The sequence below is a fragment of the Halomarina halobia genome (assembly GCF_029338575.1).
Classification (GTDB): Archaea; Halobacteriota; Halobacteria; order Halobacteriales; family Haloarculaceae; genus Halomarina; species Halomarina halobia.
This window is the reverse complement of the sequence record NZ_CP119993.1, coordinates 776,611-793,959: the sequence shown is the minus strand read 5'-3', so window position 1 is coordinate 793,959 and position 17,349 is coordinate 776,611. Positions and strand designations below refer to the sequence as shown.

14 protein-coding genes and 2 pseudogenes are annotated in these 17,349 nt (G+C 59.6%); 8 read left to right on the top strand and 8 right to left on the bottom strand.

Annotated features, from left to right (window positions below; translation table 11 throughout):
- Positions 1 to 20 precede the first annotated feature (20 nt).
- On the bottom strand, positions 21 to 455 hold the full coding sequence (locus tag P1K31_RS19120) for an AMP-binding protein (RefSeq protein WP_276305960.1): 435 nt from the start codon (positions 453 to 455) through the stop codon (positions 21 to 23).
- 218 nt (positions 456 to 673) lie between these two features.
- Between P1K31_RS19120 and P1K31_RS19115 the strand changes: the two genes are divergently transcribed.
- Entirely contained in the window at positions 674 to 1,900 is a 1,227-nt protein-coding gene (locus P1K31_RS19115; protein ID WP_276305959.1) for an acyl-CoA dehydrogenase family protein, read from the top strand.
- A gap of 410 nt (positions 1,901 to 2,310) precedes the next feature.
- Here P1K31_RS19115 and P1K31_RS21965 read toward each other — a convergent pair whose 3' ends face one another.
- Complete coding sequence (locus P1K31_RS21965; protein WP_368410889.1) at positions 2,311 to 2,454, bottom strand: transposase; 144 nt, start codon at positions 2,452 to 2,454, stop codon at positions 2,311 to 2,313.
- 1,583 nt (positions 2,455 to 4,037) lie between these two features.
- Between P1K31_RS21965 and P1K31_RS22145 the strand changes: the two genes are divergently transcribed.
- Complete coding sequence (locus P1K31_RS22145; RefSeq protein WP_438268324.1) at positions 4,038 to 4,241, top strand: DUF7260 family protein; 204 nt, start codon at positions 4,038 to 4,040, stop codon at positions 4,239 to 4,241.
- 584 nt (positions 4,242 to 4,825) lie between these two features.
- Here the strand turns inward: P1K31_RS22145 and P1K31_RS19110 are convergent.
- A pseudogene (locus tag P1K31_RS19110) lies at positions 4,826 to 5,461 on the bottom strand (IS6 family transposase).
- Positions 5,462 to 5,997: 536 nt separating this feature from the next.
- On the opposite strand from P1K31_RS19110, the gene P1K31_RS19105 reads away from it, so the two are divergent.
- Positions 5,998 to 6,765, top strand: a complete 768-nt coding sequence (locus P1K31_RS19105) for an IclR family transcriptional regulator (RefSeq protein WP_276305958.1) — start codon at positions 5,998 to 6,000, stop codon at positions 6,763 to 6,765.
- Positions 6,766 to 6,834: 69 nt separating this feature from the next.
- On the opposite strand, the gene P1K31_RS22140 is transcribed toward P1K31_RS19105, so the two are convergent.
- Both P1K31_RS22140 and P1K31_RS22135 read right to left on the bottom strand, forming a co-directional pair.
- The gene (locus tag P1K31_RS22140; RefSeq protein ID WP_379801560.1) at positions 6,835 to 7,239 is read right to left on the bottom strand and encodes a phosphoenolpyruvate carboxylase; all 405 of its coding nucleotides are present in this window, start codon (positions 7,237 to 7,239) and stop codon (positions 6,835 to 6,837) included.
- 80 nt (positions 7,240 to 7,319) lie between these two features.
- A pseudogene (locus P1K31_RS22135) lies at positions 7,320 to 7,421 on the bottom strand (hypothetical protein); the annotation flags it as partial.
- Between the two features lie 185 nt (positions 7,422 to 7,606).
- Between P1K31_RS22135 and P1K31_RS19095 the strand changes: the two are divergent.
- Positions 7,607 to 8,392 (top strand): SDR family NAD(P)-dependent oxidoreductase, encoded by a 786-nt coding sequence (locus tag P1K31_RS19095; protein WP_276305957.1) that lies wholly within the window; start codon positions 7,607 to 7,609, stop codon positions 8,390 to 8,392.
- On the opposite strand, the gene P1K31_RS19090 is transcribed toward P1K31_RS19095, so the two are convergent.
- From P1K31_RS19090 to P1K31_RS19080, 3 genes are all read right to left on the bottom strand, one after another.
- Positions 8,386 to 8,865: an SDR family NAD(P)-dependent oxidoreductase gene (locus tag P1K31_RS19090; protein ID WP_379794489.1), complete on the bottom strand. Its 480-nt coding sequence runs from the start codon at positions 8,863 to 8,865 to the stop codon at positions 8,386 to 8,388. The genes P1K31_RS19095 and P1K31_RS19090 overlap by 7 nt on opposite strands.
- A 423-nt stretch (positions 8,866 to 9,288) precedes the next feature.
- Positions 9,289 to 11,028, bottom strand: coding sequence for a thiamine pyrophosphate-binding protein (locus P1K31_RS19085; RefSeq protein WP_276305955.1), 1,740 nt, complete (start codon positions 11,026 to 11,028; stop codon positions 9,289 to 9,291).
- A 78-nt stretch (positions 11,029 to 11,106) separates the two neighbouring features.
- Positions 11,107 to 12,084 (bottom strand): TIGR03557 family F420-dependent LLM class oxidoreductase, encoded by a 978-nt coding sequence (locus tag P1K31_RS19080; protein ID WP_276305954.1) that lies wholly within the window; start codon positions 12,082 to 12,084, stop codon positions 11,107 to 11,109.
- Positions 12,085 to 12,228: 144 nt separating this feature from the next.
- On the opposite strand from P1K31_RS19080, the gene P1K31_RS19075 reads away from it, so the two are divergent.
- The 4 genes from P1K31_RS19075 (at position 12,229) to P1K31_RS19060 (ending at position 17,243) form a co-directional block, all read left to right on the top strand.
- Positions 12,229 to 13,017, top strand: a complete 789-nt coding sequence (locus P1K31_RS19075; RefSeq protein ID WP_276305953.1) for a sugar phosphate isomerase/epimerase family protein — start codon at positions 12,229 to 12,231, stop codon at positions 13,015 to 13,017.
- A gap of 287 nt (positions 13,018 to 13,304) precedes the next feature.
- The gene (locus tag P1K31_RS19070) at positions 13,305 to 13,763 is read left to right on the top strand and encodes a universal stress protein (RefSeq protein WP_276305952.1); all 459 of its coding nucleotides are present in this window, start codon (positions 13,305 to 13,307) and stop codon (positions 13,761 to 13,763) included.
- A gap of 459 nt (positions 13,764 to 14,222) precedes the next feature.
- Positions 14,223 to 15,476 (top strand): substrate-binding domain-containing protein, encoded by a 1,254-nt coding sequence (locus P1K31_RS19065; RefSeq protein ID WP_276305951.1) that lies wholly within the window; start codon positions 14,223 to 14,225, stop codon positions 15,474 to 15,476.
- A gap of 147 nt (positions 15,477 to 15,623) precedes the next feature.
- On the top strand, positions 15,624 to 17,243 hold the full coding sequence (locus tag P1K31_RS19060) for an ABC transporter permease subunit (protein ID WP_276305950.1): 1,620 nt from the start codon (positions 15,624 to 15,626) through the stop codon (positions 17,241 to 17,243).
- Positions 17,244 to 17,349 lie beyond the last annotated feature (106 nt).

Here is a 17,349-nt window from a genome sequence, read left to right as displayed (position 1 = left end):
CCGCTGATTCGCGTTTCCGACTACCCCAATAGGATTCCACGACCGTAACACGTCGGACCTTCATCATCGATCGACCGCTTCGGACTGCTCGCGCCCGGCCTCGACGGTCTCGTGGGTCGCCTCCTCGAATAGGAGGACGTTCGACTCGGCGTCGTCGAGGCTGTACGTGACCCTCCTGACGTGAGGCGGTAGTTGATGGGGTTGAACACCGCCCTGGCTCGAAGGAGGCCGAAGAACGACATCACAAACTCAGCGGAGTTGTACAGGAACAGCGAGACCTGGTCGCCGGGATCGATACTGAGGTCACGGAGCGCATTCGCACACTTCGTTACTGGCTGGTCCAGTTCCTGGTACGTCAACCGAACGTACTTCCAGGGGTAGACGATTGCCTTACGCATCGGGTACCTGCTAGTCCTCTGGGCGAGCGTGCCCGGTAGTGTTGGCAGGTGAGTCACGTCGGCACCTCGTCCGATCTGCTGTTAGAGCTTTCGTCCATTGAGCATACTCCGCAGCAGTGGCTCGGCCTCCGAGCATCGTCCGGTCCACGAGGTTCGGCTTCGAGTAGCGATCGAAATACGAGCGAACGCGGGGGTTGAGTGAGGTCGTCGACACCGTTACAGCGCTCACAGGGCAAGCCGAAAGTTACAATATCACAGCGTGAACGGGTAGTGCCATGGAATACCATGACTCCGAGAAAGCGAAGGAAGTAGCGACACGTGTCGAAGCGTTCATGGAAGGCGAAGTGCTCCCCCGCGAGCGAGAGGCCCTCCGTACCGGCGATCGGATTTCCTTCGACGAACTCGAGGACTACTGGGAGATGGCCAAAGACCGCGACCTCTTCGCACCCCAGATGCCCGAGGAGTACGGCGGTCAGGGACTCGGGTTCCGAGACATGCTCCCGTCGTTCGAGCAGGTCGGCCGGTCACTGTTCGGCGCGCTCTCCATCCGAGCCAATGCCCCGGACGAGGGCAACATGCACACGCTCGAGATCGGAGCCAACGAACGGATCAAAGAGGAGTACCTTCGCCCGCTGGTCCAGGGCGAGATGTGGAGCGCCTTCTCGATGACCGAGCCGATGAACGGAGGGGGCGCTGATCCAAAGATGCTCCAGACGACGGCCGAAAAAGACGGCGACGAGTGGGTCATCAACGGCCACAAGTGGTGGACCTCACAGGCGAAGATCGCGGACTTTCTGCTGGTAATGGCACGGACGGACCCCGACGCCCACCCCTACGAGGGTGCGTCAATCATCCTCGTCCCCGTGGACACCGACGGCGTCGAGATCGTCCGGAACTACGACCACCTCGGCGGTCACGGAATCATGGAGACGGAGTTCGGCCACGCGGAGATAACGTACGACGACGTTCGAGTGCCAGTGGAGAACACGATCGGCGAAGAGAACGGCGGCTTCCGGCTGGCCCAACTCCGGCTGGGCGGCGGGCGGCTGACCCACTGTATGCGCTACTCTGGGATGGCCGAGCGTGCACTCACCATCGCGAAGACGTACATGAGCGAGCGGGAAGGGTTTGGTAGTCCGATCGCGGACAAGCAGGCGCTGCGCCACCGCATCGCTGACGCCGAGACGAACCTCCACGCCGCACGAACGGTGTCTCGCCACGCCGCGCGGGAACTCGACCGGAGCGATGCCCGTATCGAGGTGGCAATGGCGAAAACATTCACCGCAAACGTAACGAACGAAATCATGGACCTCGCGGTCCAGTGCTGTGGGGGGAACGGCATCGCCAAGGACCTCCCACTGGCTCACTTCTACGAGGAGGTCCGCGCATTCCGTATCTTTGATGGACCCGACGAGGTTCACCGCCGCTCCATCGCGCGCGAGGTCTTCGAGGACACTGCGCCCGAGGAACTGGAGAACGTCCTTCGGTTCGGCGAACGATGAAGTGAACGATAGCGGCTGAACCGGTGTCCCGACATCGAGCGCCCCGGTTGTATCGGACATCGACAACGATGCTATCGCTGTTGTCATCGCCGTATAGCACCTGCTAATCTAGTGCCAGCGGTATCGGTTTCCGGTTAAGAGGTGGAACCAGCATACAGCGATTCATTCACCCCATCAAGAAGTATTTGGCGTGCTGGAGATGATTGTCTCGCTTCTAACACCCCGTATCTGGAAGATTCGGTTCGTAGCTCTATGAACTGACGATCTCAAAGAGAACTCGCCGGCGTACGACTAAAAGGTCGTCGCCCAGTATTCCGTCGGAAATACGCATTCGTTCCCCTGTTCGTGGGCGTGATCGACGGACAACCGAAAGACGGCTCTGCTGACCACCAGCGTCAGCAGAGCCGCCGTCACCTGGATCCAGACGATGTGTTCTTTCTCTGGAATCGGCCAAGGCTGTACTGCGACTTTAGCTCTCGAAACACCAGGTCGACGACCCACCGAGCACGGTACAGCGTCGCTATTTTCTTGGGACTGAACTCATCGCTTGGCATGTTCGTGGTCTACAACCGAAAGCCGTCGGCGGCCTCAGCGATTCGGACATCGACGATACGGAGCCACTTGCTATCCTACGACGTCCGCTCGTTATACTCCGGCGTTGGAACCTGACTTCGACCTCAACATCGATGTGTTCCCTACCGGTCACCGATAACATCGAAGACTCGCCCTCCTTCGAGTAGAATGGCACGACCGCGCCATTCCCGCAGTTCTTGGACGACCACCAGATTCGCACACTGTTTCAGTCGGCTGACGAAAAAGCCGTCATGCTCGTCGATCAGCGCGAACCGACGGTACCTGAAAAGCCGAGATCAAGCAAGAACAGCCGTCCACGCAGCCATGACCCGTCTTGAACAGGGTACTCTCGTGGGTTCGCTCATCGGCGATCGCCTGCACGCTCATCGACTAGCTGGTGGCACTGTGGACGAGATAGCGCTCGAGTTCAGAAACGTCTGGATACGTCGCAGGGAACGCTAAGAGGATAGATATAGCCGCACTACCGTGGCATCGGCGACGACCACGTCCCACAATCGATCGAAGGCTGGAGCAATCGTGAGAGGGACCGCGACCTCCTCGACAGGTGATCGAGGAGGTCGCGTAGGAGTTGTTCCACTGGTTTGGTGAACCAGTTGTAGAAGTTGGATGCGAAGAGTTTCTGGCCGGTAGCGCCGATATCCGTACGGCGATATGTGGCAATTGAGCGGCTTCGCCGATAACAGCGAAGCCCACAATGTCCGTCCAGGCGAGTATCTTCGCGTCGCGTTTTCGCTTTCGAGTAGACACAGAACGTAGAGTCAAAAACAAGATAGGTTGCGTCGGTTTCCAGCGAGGATTACAATAAAAGTAATTACTCGGGTAGAGAACTACTACAGTAAACAACGAGCGTGCTTGGTACCGAAGTGTGGATGTTATGCAGATATTGAAAATACACCGACATACGGGCTATAATTTGTTTCGTATCCCGTCTATAGCCCGGTATTGATCGAATACATTCAATAAAACCATGGAATCCCGTGTGCATACTACCTAGCTCTCGCAACTACTTCTCAGTGGGTACGCGATGTGAGGATTGTCTTCGCAGGTAGCGAGATACCGCAGACCGAGCGAGCAAATGAGCGGTAGTGCGTACGTTAGACAGACAATATTCTCTATAGTGGCAGCTGGGTAGTATAAGTGCGCAGAACCAGTCGTTTAGACACATGGATCTCTGAGAGACGCACTCATCGCGACGCCGAAAACGAGTTCTGGTCCTTTTTTGACGGTTGTTTTTCTAGCACTGCCACGTCAACATTTACCACCACTGGAGCAGCGCATCTCTCAGTAAATCGAGTAATTAGTATTACTGCTACCGCTGCTGCCGTCATAAGCGCGAGTAGCGTGCCGAAAGTGTCATTACGTATTATGAATGGCATGGTCGTGAGCCACCTACAGAACACCATCGAAGTAGCGCTGTCGACATACGAACCTTGATGCGTGTCACCTCCCCTCCTTCGTCTACGAACCGCACCGGTAGGTCGCGCGCTCACCGAGCCCTTGAGCGTCGGCTCCTGCGCACATCAGATGGCCTCAAGACACCCGTATGCCTCGCCCGTCACTCACCCCGATCGACACCGCCCGCACCCTGCTCACGGAGGAGTCCGCACAGGTGCATGCTGAACGAGCGGCGTTCGAGACGTTCGCTGAGCGGGTACACGCCCTCGATCCACTGCTCGCACCAGCCCAGAAACCGCTCACTATCCCGTCCCTTCGCGATCGATCACTGGCCAGTACTGGTGAAACGTGAGCAACTAGTCGTTAACGAGTTGCTCGGCAAGGATCATGAACGGAGGACAGTTGAAAGCTGATACTAAAGGCCCGACGACATTTTATCATAGGCACTGACGTTATGAGAATCCTGCCTGCTTAAGCCCCAGCAGTGTAAGTGAGGGACGGGGCTCGAGGAGGCCGGTACGAGACATGTGGCTTCGACCACGCGGCACTGACTGGCCGCTTGCAATGATGCAACCTCATGTGCCACCGAGCACGAATAGGTGTCTATCAGACTCACACGCCCCAGGACAGTCGCGTTCAAATCACTCGGACGGCGCGATCGCGTCGCGCCGTCCAAGGAGGTGCCAACCCGAATCGGAACGCAACTCCCACGCCGGCATCGTTGGCTCGTGAGGCCGCCGAAACCGGCCTCACGGACGCGAGCACGCCTCCGTCGAGCTACAGCACCGCTCTCACGTGTCCTCCGTCTGTCGGTAGAATCAGTCCCGATCCGTCCGCTGTTGGCCGCTTTGCACTCAAGCAGTACGCCTTCCGACACATCCGAATCATTATCGACTCACACCGCCTTCGATCAATCGGCAGGATTCTCATAGGTGTCTAGTTTAGCACCTCAGCTGGCGTTTGATCGTCGAGCGCTTGATGCGGTCGTTGCCGGTTATAGTACTGTACGAACTGTTCAATCCAGTCGCGGACACTCCGCCGACTGCCCACCCACGAAGTATGGAAGCGGTCGACACGCATCTTGAGGGTGTGAAGCCACTTCTCGATGAGGTTTCGGTCGGTGTAGTTGACTCGACCGCTCAGTCCTAACCGAGCAAGGGCAGTCCGATACCCGAATTGGTCGACGAGCAACTCAGCCTCCGAGAGATCATGGTGCTCGGTGAGGCGATGGAGGAACGCCGCTGCCGGATTGGTGCCGTGTCGTCCGAACAACTCGACACCAAGAATCAATTTAGTGTCGAGGTCTATTGCAGCGTACACTCACGACCACTCGCCGTTTATCTTGACAGCAGTCTCGTCGACCGCGACCCGATGGACCTACTGCCAGATCGCCTGATGCGACCGTTCAACGTCGAGAAGCCGTAGAATTTCTTCTGTTTCTCTGAGCGAACAACCGGCGGCGTGGACGCGAACGGCGAACGCCCAGACAGGTGTCTTGAGAGCCGTCCGCTCGTTCCCCCAAGATTCATCAAAATCCGTCTTTAAACTCTCGCTGGGCAGGTCTGCGAGCATCGTTGGACAAGAAACTCAACGACCTGCTCGTTCTTCAAACTGGCTCAACTAGACAGTGCCCGCTGCCCGAACACCTCGAAACCGAGATAGTGTCGCTCGACAATACATACGCATCTCTCGTCGATCTCACTGCCGAATTAAACACCATCATTTTACCGAATAGAGCTCAAGACTCGTCAGAACACCAACTCGTGCTCTGTTCCACTAGCAATATCGGGCGGTAATCGAGACACGGCAGGTACCCATCCAAGAGCGGTCAATCTTACCGCTCTTGGATGGGCATGATCTCTGTGAGTACCTCTACGGAACCGAGTCGACAGACGGGACGTATATCCCGTTCTGACGGTCGCAACAAAACTCGCGACGGACGCCGCTGGCATCAACCCCCGGTAACGGCCAGATCGAGTAAAGGTCCTGTCTCCTCTGAAACCATGCTCGATGTTTTTTGTGGTGCCGGGGCATCCTCCTGAGCAGACGGCTGCTGTTCGTGAGGTGCGAACAACTTTGTATGAGGACTGTATACGTCCACCTGACCCATGACAACCGTTGATTCACCACGGACCGTCCAAGCAGTCCAGATTTCGCTTGATATCGTCAACGCGTTGAAGCAGCGACGGGGGGCGGGCGTAACCGAACTCGCGGAGGAACTCGAGTACGCAAAAGGGACAATTCACAGCCACCTCGCGACTCTGATCGAGAACGAATACGTCGTGAAGGAAGAAGGGACATACAGACTGAGCCTCCAGTTCCTCGAACTCGGGCAACTGGTGAAAGACCGCATCAACGCCTATGATGCCATCAGGAATGAACTCGACGACCTCGCCGAAGAGTGCGATGAGCTGGCCCAGTTCGCGACACACGAGCACGGGCGGATCGTCTACCTCTACAAGGCGCGCGGCGAGAACGCAGTTCAGACTGCCTCGAGAGTCGGAATGCGAGAGTACATGCACTGCACCGCGCTCGGGAAGTCGATGCTCTCACAACTCCCGGAGGAGCGGGTCGACGAAATCGTCGAGCGACACGGTCTCCCGAAGTTTACTGACCAGACGATAACGTCGAAACCGACGCTAAAGATGGACCTCGAATCGATCCGGGAGCGGGGCTACGCGTTCGACGAAGAGGAGAAGATCGAGGGGCTTCGATGTGTCTCGACACCGATCCAGACGAACGACGGAGAAATCCTCGGGGCAATTAGCGTTTCGGGGCCGTCGAGTCGAATGGAAGGTGATCTCTATCGTGAAGAGATTCCACAGATGCTCGAACGGTCGGCAAACGTTATCGAGATCAATTCGCAGTTCGGGTGAAGTGGGCCCAGCCCCTTACCCGGAGTTCTTCACTCCGGCGGCGATTCCTTTCACCCTCAACCGCAGAGTTCACTCTTCGTGGACCGACCGTTCGTCGTCGTCGAGCAAGCGGACCTGCAGCAGGTGGGGCCGACGTAGGGGTTGAGCCGCTGAAGGCCCTCTTATACTATCCACCGTCGAGTAGGGAGTAGCGGCCGGGATGTCGCGCACGAGTTCTGCACCGCGGTCGTGCTCCCGACGCAGTCGGTAGAAGAAGCTCTCACGGAGGTCATCGTCGGCCAGCCCTGCATACTCGGCGGCGACGTCCATGTCGGTTCGGGCGAGCGCGAGTGCGGCGTTGTCGACCGTCTTCCGAAAGAACGTCCACTCGTCATACATCTCTCTGCAGGTTTCCACGTCGTCGCACGAATCGAGGTAGGTGTCGAGGCCCGAGGCCAACGAGTACCAGCCCGGCACCGTGCATCGCGACTGCATTCACGAGAACATCCACGGGATGCCCGCAGGTCCTCGGCGGACCGCCCGTCGGAGCGGGAGGCGGGCCGGGACCAGAGATTCAGATCCGCGATGACCGTAATGGGCGTCGCCTGCTTGAAGTATGACACGAACCGCGCTGTCGCTATGAGGTTATGGTATTCCTCGCGGGCCCCCCTCGCCATCGTCCCCATCGCGTCGAGCCACTCGTTAGGCACCTCTTTGGCCGGGGGCTCAAGGGGATACCCAGTGTGATGACACAGGTTGACATACGCTTTACTCCAAATGGATTCTCAGCTACTCACCGACGGTGGACGGACAGAGCGACAGTGGCCAGAATTATATTGGCTGCGCCCATCGAGTGGTCCGTATGGCGGACATCAGCTATCACTACGAAGACGAGACAGTGCTGGTCACCGGTGCTAGTTCAGGGATCGGTCGGGAGATCGCTCTGCGGTTCGGTGACGCGGGAGCGACCGTTATCAACGCCGACCTCCGGCGCGACCCGAAGGACGTCGGCGAGGAGGTCCCGACCGACAAGGCGATTTCCTGGGGAGCGGGAGAGGGACGGTACGTCGAAACGGACATTTCCGACCCTGAACAGCTCGAAGCCGCCGTCGCTGTCGGTGACGAGTACGATGGCATCGACGTGATGGTCAACAACGCCGGTCTGTTCATCAAGGGCGGCCTTTTCGAGACGACGGAAGAGGACTTCGAGCGCATTCACTCCATCAACGCGAAGGGGACGTTCTTCGGCTGTCAGGCCGCCGCGGCCGACATGGTCGACCGGGGGACGGCGGGGACCATCGTCAACGTCGCGTCTATCAGTTCGACCCACGCACAGAAACGCCAGATACCGTACGACTCGACGAAGGGCGCGATTCGGATGATCACCCGGGGGGCTGCGCTCGAACTCTCGGACTACGACATTCGGGTGAACGCGGTCGCACCTGGTCACGTTGCAACTGAGTTCGGCAGCGGAGCCGAAAAGAAAGTCGAGGCGGTCGCCAACGACGAGGTCAGTAAGACGGTCCCGCTCGGTCGGGCGGGCTTCCCCGAAGACATCGCCGGTTCGGTCCTCTTTCTCGCGAGCGAGGACGCGGGCTACCTCACCGGCGAGATGGTATACGTCGACGGCGGGTGGCAGACCTACTGATCTCCGAACTGGGCCACTGCGACGTGCTTCGTCTTCAGACCCCGTGTTTCCAACTGTCGATGGATTGCTGACCGCCGTCCACGTTGGAATTCGTTCCTGAGCGTCGAATTGTCCTTCTCCCGTGGGAAGGGCCCGGCTCCGCCGATACCGGCACTGTTGACGAGGATGTCAACAGTGCCGAAACCCTCGACGACTTGGTCCACCATCTGGTTGACTGCATCTGCGTCGCTAACGTCCTCCTCAGCGGCCATCGCTTCTCCCTCCTCGTTTTCGATTTGTGAGACTGTTTCGCCAGCGATGTCCTCGTCGATGTCGTTCACGGCGACCTTCACGCCGTGTTTAGCGAGCGACTGTGCAGTCATCCGCCCATTTCCTCTCGCTCTACTCGTCTCTACAGCTACATGGCCTGTCCAATTGGTATCTATGCTTGCGTCTGGCTGTCGAACTGCATTAGCGCTTGTGCTGTCGGACATTCCAACCGCTGCACGAACGTTCGTGAGATGCGAACGTCATCTTGGTGGACAGAGCTGTAAGGGGGTCGAGCCGGCCTAATATAACACAACTACACTTGTTACTCTGATTTGGCGAAGCACGGATCAGAACACAGTGTGTCATTGCCCAGTGTAAGGACCGCGACCCTGCGGAATTTGCGAAGAATCAGTCCGTTCGTCTCTTGCGAACTATACTTTCCGATATCTTCGTATATAGAGTCCCCCCGCATTCCCGTTCGTATCTCACGAACACCACTCAGCGAACACGAACTCCACCACTGCCGGATGCAGCAACCGGAACCACTCTTGGAAACATCAGAGATGACGCCCATGCTACGTGTCGGGGGACCACCCCGCTGTGCTACTTACGTGAACAGGAGAAGAGGCATCGCGAGCGGCCGGTCGTTATTCCGATTGGAGGTCCGCGAGGTCCCACTCGCCGGTGACGATGGCCCCCGAGTCCTCGTTGTTCGGTTCGACGATCGCCTCGACCATCGCCGGGCCCTCGTGTTCGATAGCCTCGCCGAGGATTTCAGCGAGATTTTCGGGCTTGACGACTCGCTCTGCGTACCCGACGTTGAACGCCTCGGCGAACTGCATGTAGTCGACGTCCGTCTCCTCGTTGAACTCCGTGTCGAGGACACGGTCCCAGCCGTACTTGCTGACCTGCAGGTTCCGGATAGACTTCCAGCCGTGGTTGTTGAGCACGAGGTACGTCACGTCGACGTCGTGTTCGACCGCGCAGGCGACCTCCTGGTTGCACATGAGGAAGCTTCCGTCGCCCTCGATGTCGACGACCGGCCGGTCGGGCTGGGCGAGTTTCGCGCCGATGGCCGCCGAGACGCCGAAGCCCATCGTCGAGAACCCACCACAGGAGATGTTCGTCCGCGGGTCGAAGACTGGGAACTCGGGGTTGGTCGTCTCCTGGGGCTGGCCGGCCGAGGAGACGACAATGCCTTCCTGCGGGAGGACCTCCCGGAGGGCCGCGAGCACGCGCGAAATACTCATGGGCACGTCGTCGGTGTGGCGCGCCTGGACCTTCTCCTGCCACTCGGCCCAGAGCCGGCGGATCTCCTTGTAGTACTCGTTGTCCTCCTTGTCGACCTCGTCGACGCGGCGCGAGACGCCGTCGTAGAGCTGTTTCGTGACGACCTTCGCGTCGCCCTGGATGCCGACCTCGACCGGATAGTTCTTCCCGATCTCCGTCGGGTCGATGTCCACGTGGACGAGTTTGCCCGGCGGGATGTCGAAGCTCACGCCGTCCTCGAACGAGGAGGTGTGCAGGTCCGAGAACCGACAGCCGATGGCCAACACGACGTCAGCGTTGCTCGCGAGTTCGTTGCCCGCCGTACTACCGATCCACCCGGCATAGCCGACGAACAGGTCGTGGTCCTCCGGAATGATGCCCTTCCCCTGGAAGGTGGGAATGACGGGCGCCTTCAGGTGCTCCGCGAGCGCCTGGACCTCCTCCCACGCACCCGAGAGCATCGTCCCGCCGCCGGGGACGATGACCGGCCGCTCGGCCTCGGCGAGCAGTTCGGCGGCCTCGGCCACCGAGTCCGGGTCGCCGCCCGGGCGGCTGTGGGGGCGTGACGTCGTCGGCTCCGGGAGTTCGACGTCCGCGACCGCTCCCTGGACGTCCATGGGGATGTCGACGTGGACCGGCCCGGGTCGGCCGCTCAGTGCGATCTGGAACGCGCGCCGAAGCGCGCGGGGGAGCTGTTCGACGCTGTCGACGACGATGCTCCGCTTCGTCACCGGTTCCATCACGCTCGGGAAGTCCCCCGGTTTCTGTCGGTCGAGTTCCTGTAGGATGCCCTGTCCGTACTCGTGGGTCTGGGGGGCGCCCGTGAAGATGACCATCGGGATGGAGTCCACGTACGCCGTCGCCGCGCCTGTCACCGTGTTCGTCGCACCGGGACCGATTGAGGTGAACACCGCCAGCGGCTTGCCCGACGCGCGCGCGTACCCGTCCGCGAGGTGTGTCGCCCCCTGCTCGTGGCGAGGCTGGATGACCTTAACGTCTGAGTCATTGAACGCGTCCAGCAGGTTCGTACTCCCGTGGCCGGGGATGCCAACCAGGTACTCTACGCCCTCCTTCTCGAGATACGTGGCGATAATCTCGCCACCGTTCAGCCTGGGCATGTCTCGTTAGAACGAGTGATATCATCCCTCATAAAGATTCGGCACACGGCCGAGGAACGTGTCAGTACTGTCGGCCCATCACACCGAGGGGATGACCTCGTCGCCCATGACCTCGAACAGTCGCTCCGGTTCGGGGCTCGTGTTCCCGATGGCGATACGGTCGAAGCCCATCTCGGCGAACTCCTCGAGTTTCCCCGCGAGCGTCGAGGGATCGTCGGCGATGAGGCACTTCGCCTCGATCTCCTCGCGCGTGGCCTTCTCGCCTTCGGCCTCGATCTCCTTCGGATTCGCGAGCGCGCGGTCGAAGACGTTCTGTGTCGTCGCCCACCACGGCCGGGTCGACTGAACGGCCTCGTCGTAGTCCTCGTCGTACGACGCGATGACGAGCAGCGTCGTCTCGATGGCGTCGGGGTTACGCCCCTCCTCCTCTGTGTAGCGCCGGACGGCGGGGTAGAGGCGGTCGGTGTACTCCTCGCCCTTCTTGACGGTGATGAACCCATCGCCGTACTCGCTGGTCAGCGAGGCGGTCGCCGGACCGTTGGCTGCGATGTGGATCTCCGGTTGTTGCTCGGGCTCCGTGTAGAGTTTCGCCCCGTCGAGATCGAAGTGCTCGCCCTCGTAGTCGGCGAAGTCCTCGGACTCCCAGAGAAGGTGGATGATCTCTAAGGTCTCCTCGAGTCGGTCGCGCCGGACGTCATACTCGGGCCAGTCGTGACCGAGAGGGATCTCGTTCATCGCCTCGCCGGTCGAGAGGCCGAGGACGACCCGTTCGTCGTGCATCTCCTGAAGCGTCGCGAACGACTGGGCCATGAGCGCGGGATGATAGTGCTCGCTAGCCGGCGTGACGCAGGTCCCGATCGGCACGTCAAGGCGCTCTACGGCCGCACCGAGCCACGACCACGCGAAGCCGGCCTCGGCGTCCGTGTGGTACCACGGGTGGAAGTGGTCGGAGGTCCAGATGAAGTCGTAGCCGGCCTCCACGGCCAGTTCGGAGTAGCGGAGTAACTCGCTGGGGCTGTACTGCTCCTGGTGGGCCATGTAATCGATACTGACCATCGCTACCTACGCCGTATGGAGACCGGGACTAAACCGTTTTCCCTCGTTCGCCCAGGGTTCGCTTCGGCCGTCCCCAACCTATATGAGCACCCCCGGGCCTTGTAGGGATACGGGTTCACCATGGGTATCGGATACACCACCATCATGTACGACACGACGGCGATCGAGGAGGCCATGAACGACGTCGCTGCCTGTCGGTACGGCGGAATCGAGATCGGATTAGAGAAGGTTCGGGCAAACGGGGCGACGTCCATCCGAAACTGGCTCGACGAGTACGGCCTTGATCTCTATCTCGTGATGAGCGAGTGGGTCACCGACGAGGCAGCTGTTGACCGGATCACCAGCGATATCGAGATGGCTGCGGAGACGGGGGCAGAGGGCTTCGGCATCCTCCCGCCGCAGCGCCACTGGTACGACGATGACACTGTCGCGCAGTGGCTCGGGACGATCGCCGACGCTACCGCCAGCGCAGGAATGACGCCGTTAGTCCATCACCACGGGGCGACCGCTGTCGAACAGCCCTCGGAGATACAGCGGTACCTCGATTCGTCCGACGACTTGCAGCTCCTGTTCGACACTGCTCACTACTTCCCCTACGGAGAGCACTATCCCGACGGGGACGTGACCGACGGTATCGAACGGTTCGCTGACGACATCGGATACGTTCACCTGAAGGACATCGCGCCAGCCTCGACGTTCAGCGAAAATCGGGACGCACTGACGGAAGGTAATTTCCATCTCGACAATATACTCAACTACTTCCGTTCGTTTACCGACCTCGGAGAGGGTGTCATCGACTTCAGTGCGGTCGAGAGTTCGCTCAGGAGCCACGGGTACGACGGCCACTACACGATCGAAGTCGAAGACCAGACAGAACAGCCGCTCGTTCACGCGAAACAAAACATCGACCACTGGCGCACGGTAACTGAGTGAGCCAGATACGGAGCACTTCCACGGAAGTCCCAACCCCTACTGATGTACTGCCCATGTCTCCCGTCTCTGATTAGCTAGAGCGACTGTTTCCGAAGGACGAACGATGTTTTCCGACGATTCGGGAGTTACTCTGATGTGGGTCACCATTACGTCTCAAGTTGTATCGAACACTGATTGACCGGCGGCCGCTGTCAGAGCCCGGCGGATAACCGGGCCGTCTATGACGCTGCTAAGCCTAGACTGCGATGACCAAAACGGTTAATAACGTCCTGACAGTATTACCGTCCATGGCTCGACAAGTGAAATCGCTACTGCTCGCGGTGGGACCGAACGACCACGACCACGTCACGGTCCTCCTCGATGAGGCCATTGGAATCGCAGAGCCGACAGGCGCGACCGTCTATCTCCTTCACGTGTTCCCGCGAGAGGAATACAACGATCTTCTCAGTGAGATGGACGTCGAACCGACGACCGGGCAACTGCCGCCGGACGAGCTCGCCGTGAGGCACGAGAGTATCAGAACCCCTGCCGGTCTCTTAGAGAAGCACGGTATCGATTACGCGGTCCGTGGCATCATCGGCAACCCGGCCCGTGAGATCGTTCACCTCGCCGAGGAAATCGACGTCGACCGAGTACTCCTCGGCGGTGCAAAGCGTTCGCCGGCCGGTAAAGCCGTGTTCGGCGACCACGCACAGCAAGTTCTACTGAACGCACCCTGTCCGGTCACCTATATTCAGCGCGATTGATGTCGGTTAGGCCTATCACTCCTATTACGATTTACGATACCAGATGCTTGCACGCTCTTGTGCACGCTAGCTATCACGACCACTCCATCCGTACGTCGGTTGTGGACTATCTAACCCCCCCGAGAGGCATGCCGTGGGTATCGCCGGAGAACCGACTGGCCATACGTAACGAACGAACGTATCGGATCGTTGAATAACACTACCGCGACTGTAATCTACCGCCCAGAAGGTGAAGAACCGTGTTAGATACGGGCCAATTCGTTCGCGTGTTACGAACCGTTTGGCCCGATTGCCCGACTGCGGCGGCAATACGTACTGTTCGTCCGTTGGGCTGATCGGATACCTGTGAGAAGGCCGATCAACGACGAAGCGTTTCGGACATCGTCGTGGGAACGGCGATGAACCATTGGATAGTAGATGATAATGCTTATATAGATGACCTCGGAAAGAGGCTGACGTATGACAGCGGATGACAGCCGAGGCGATGGGGACGACGTTATCTCGATCGAACTCGGCGTTTCGCGACGGAAGCTGATGAAGCAACTCGGGGCAGCCGGGTTGGCGGGCGGTCTGTCGGCACTCGCTGGATGCAGCAGCCTGCGCTCTTCACCGGGGAGCGACGCCGCACAGATGGGCCAGAACGACAACAGCAGTGGCGCACAGGGCAGCGGCGGAGATGGCTCTGATCTCCCGTCTGCACTCCGGGTACCACTGAATCCGCCGCCGACTGCGGACTCGATGAACCTCTCGAGTCCGACTCATGAAAAGCGAGAGATGGTGTTCGTCACGCACGTCGTCGACGAGTTCATGACCGGTATCATGGTCGGTATGAACGACGGGCTCCACAACCTCGGGTGGACCGGCGAGTTCATCGGGCCGTCGAGTCACGACCCCGCACAGCAGGTGGAGACGCTCAACACGACGATCGGCCGTCTCAGGAACGGACGGGACGCGATTGCGACCAGCATCCTGAACCGGTCGCAGTACAAACGACCGATTCAGAAAGCCCTCGAGAACAACATACCCGTCGCGTCGTTCAACACGAGCGTCTACGCCGGGGAGTTCAACGAGATGATGGAGACGTTCGGGAATGTCATTCCCTATGTCGGACAGAAGTTCGTGCAGGCAGGGGTGGCAGTCGGACTCACCGGCTACGAGCGGATCCGGGAGATGGTCGGGGATGGTACGCAGATCGTTGCTCAGCCGACGACCAGTGCGCCGGATCACCCGGCGCTCTCCGCCCGTGCAGAAGGGATCAGGATGGCGCTCGAGGCACAGGACAACACGAAGGTACTCGACACGCTGAACGTGAGCGGAGACCAATCCCAGGCGATCAGCCGGGTTGACACACAGTACAGGGCGAACCCCGGTATCAACCTCATCCTCGGCACTGCCCTTCAGGGTGCCATCGCCGGTGGTCGACTCGTCGGCAACAACGACCTGCAGGACGAGGTGGTCGTCGGGGGCTTTGACCTTCCAGAACCTACCTTGGAGGGGATCCGGAACGGGACCATCGAGTTCACCGCAGGACAGGACCCATACAGTCAAGGGAACATGCCCGTCCAGATGATGTGGCAGTACATGGAACGTGGCATTCCGATGAAGGACTTCAACACCGGTATCTCGATCATCGATGAGGAGAATATCGAGTTCGCGGCCAAGCGGTCGGGGTCCTGGGGCGCCTTGGAGAACTGGCAGAATCAGAACTACTAGACACTCCGGAGCAGAGGGAGGAAGCGACGAACGACCGATTCGCTCGGGCAGCGGCGCGACAGCCGTGGTTGACATTCATCCGTTCTGTTCACTTCATCTCCGAGGTTTTCCCGATGTTTTATTAGGGACGACTCTAATTGCCCAGTCATGGCAGAGGTAGATGCCTCGGTAACAAGAGACAGTGGGCCGAGCCTCGCTGCGAGGTTAGCCCAACGACGTGAGGTGGGAGCGATGCTCGCAGTGCTCGTGTTGCTGTTGTTGGGAGGGCTCGTTCGGTCGGACGTGTTCCTCAGTACGAATAACATGCTAGGAATCGTCAGGAACACCGCCATCACGGCAATCATCGGTTACGGGATGACGCTGTTGATGGTGTCGGGGGAATTCGACCTGTCAGTCGGGTCGCTCATGGCGCTTTCGGCCGCGCTGGTCGCGACACTGTACACTGGAGGGCTTTCAATCTCATTCGTCGTGCTCGTCGTGTTTCTCCTGGCAGCCCTGCACGGGCTGTTCCAGGGGCTTCTCATCACCAAGCTCGGCCTCCCATCGCTCATCGTCACCATCGGGACACTGACACTACTGCGCGGGTTGACGCTAGTGATACTGGGCGGTCAGACCGCCTCGATCACCGACGACATGTATCCGCAGTTGTTGTTCTACATCGGCGGCATCCTTGACGTGAGTGGCGTCCTGCCCGTCGTCGGCCAATTTCCGATCCAGATTGTCTGGACGTTAGCACTGATGGGGGTCGGGTACTACGTCCTCAACAAGACGGCGTTCGGCTACCGGTCGATGTTCACCGGTGGGAATCAGGAGAGCGCCCAACGGACGGGGATCAAAACCGACCACGTGAAGATCATCAACTTCATGCTCGTCGCCCTGCTGGCGGCATTCGCCGGTATGGGGCAGCTCGCGTTCACGCAGGCAGTGTCGCCGTCGACGGGGCAGGGAGTCGAACTCATCGTCATCGCGAGCGTCGTCATCGGCGGCACGAACCTGTTCGGCGGGGAGGGGTCGATCCCGGGAACGTTCCTCGGCGCGCTCATCTTTGCGCTCACCCAGAACATCCTCGTATTGGCGGGCCTCGGCGTCCGTCTCTTCCAGGTTTTCACGGGAATCTTCATCATCGCGGCAGTGCTCATCGAGGTCCTGAGCCGCGACCTCCGTATCGAGTACTTCACTGAGGGATACCTGCAGCCGCTTCGGCGGATTGGTACAGATACTGAAGGGTTCTTCGAGTACGTCGACCACGACGTGCAGCGGATCGACGAGCCGCTCGTCTTCGCCGCCGTCGGAACCGTCGTCTGGACGGTCATCACACTCGTCCTGATGATGGTCGTCAACGCGGTGTTGGGCTGGGAGTTCTCGCTCCTCATCGTTAGTGCTGGCATCGAGGCCATCGGGACGCTTCCGCTGGTAGCCTTCATGCTGATGGCAGGTCTCATCCTGCTGACGACCGTGATGCTCCATGCGTCGGCGAAAGCTATCGGGACGAGGGGTGACTTCGACAGGAGCCTTCAGTGTGTGATTTACAGCTTCGCGCCGACGGTGCTGCTGTTCGTCCCTGTTCTACTGTTCGGCTGGTATTTCGTCCTCCCGGTGGTGTACGCAGCCGTCGCAGTGATCGCACTCCCGTCGATCTACCTGCTCTACCGGTCGACACGGGTCCTGCACGGGTTCGACAGCCGCAAGGCTGCGATGGCCGTCGGAGCGACGGTCGTACTCTGGGGCCTCGTGGCGATGTACACGATTACACAGTTGGGCGCGTGAATCGACCCAAACTCCAGCATGGGCGGGACTACGCGTACTCTGTCTTCGGCGTGGATCAGAGGGGAGAGCCTCGCACCTACCACGAGTTCGTGTGATATCCTCAGAT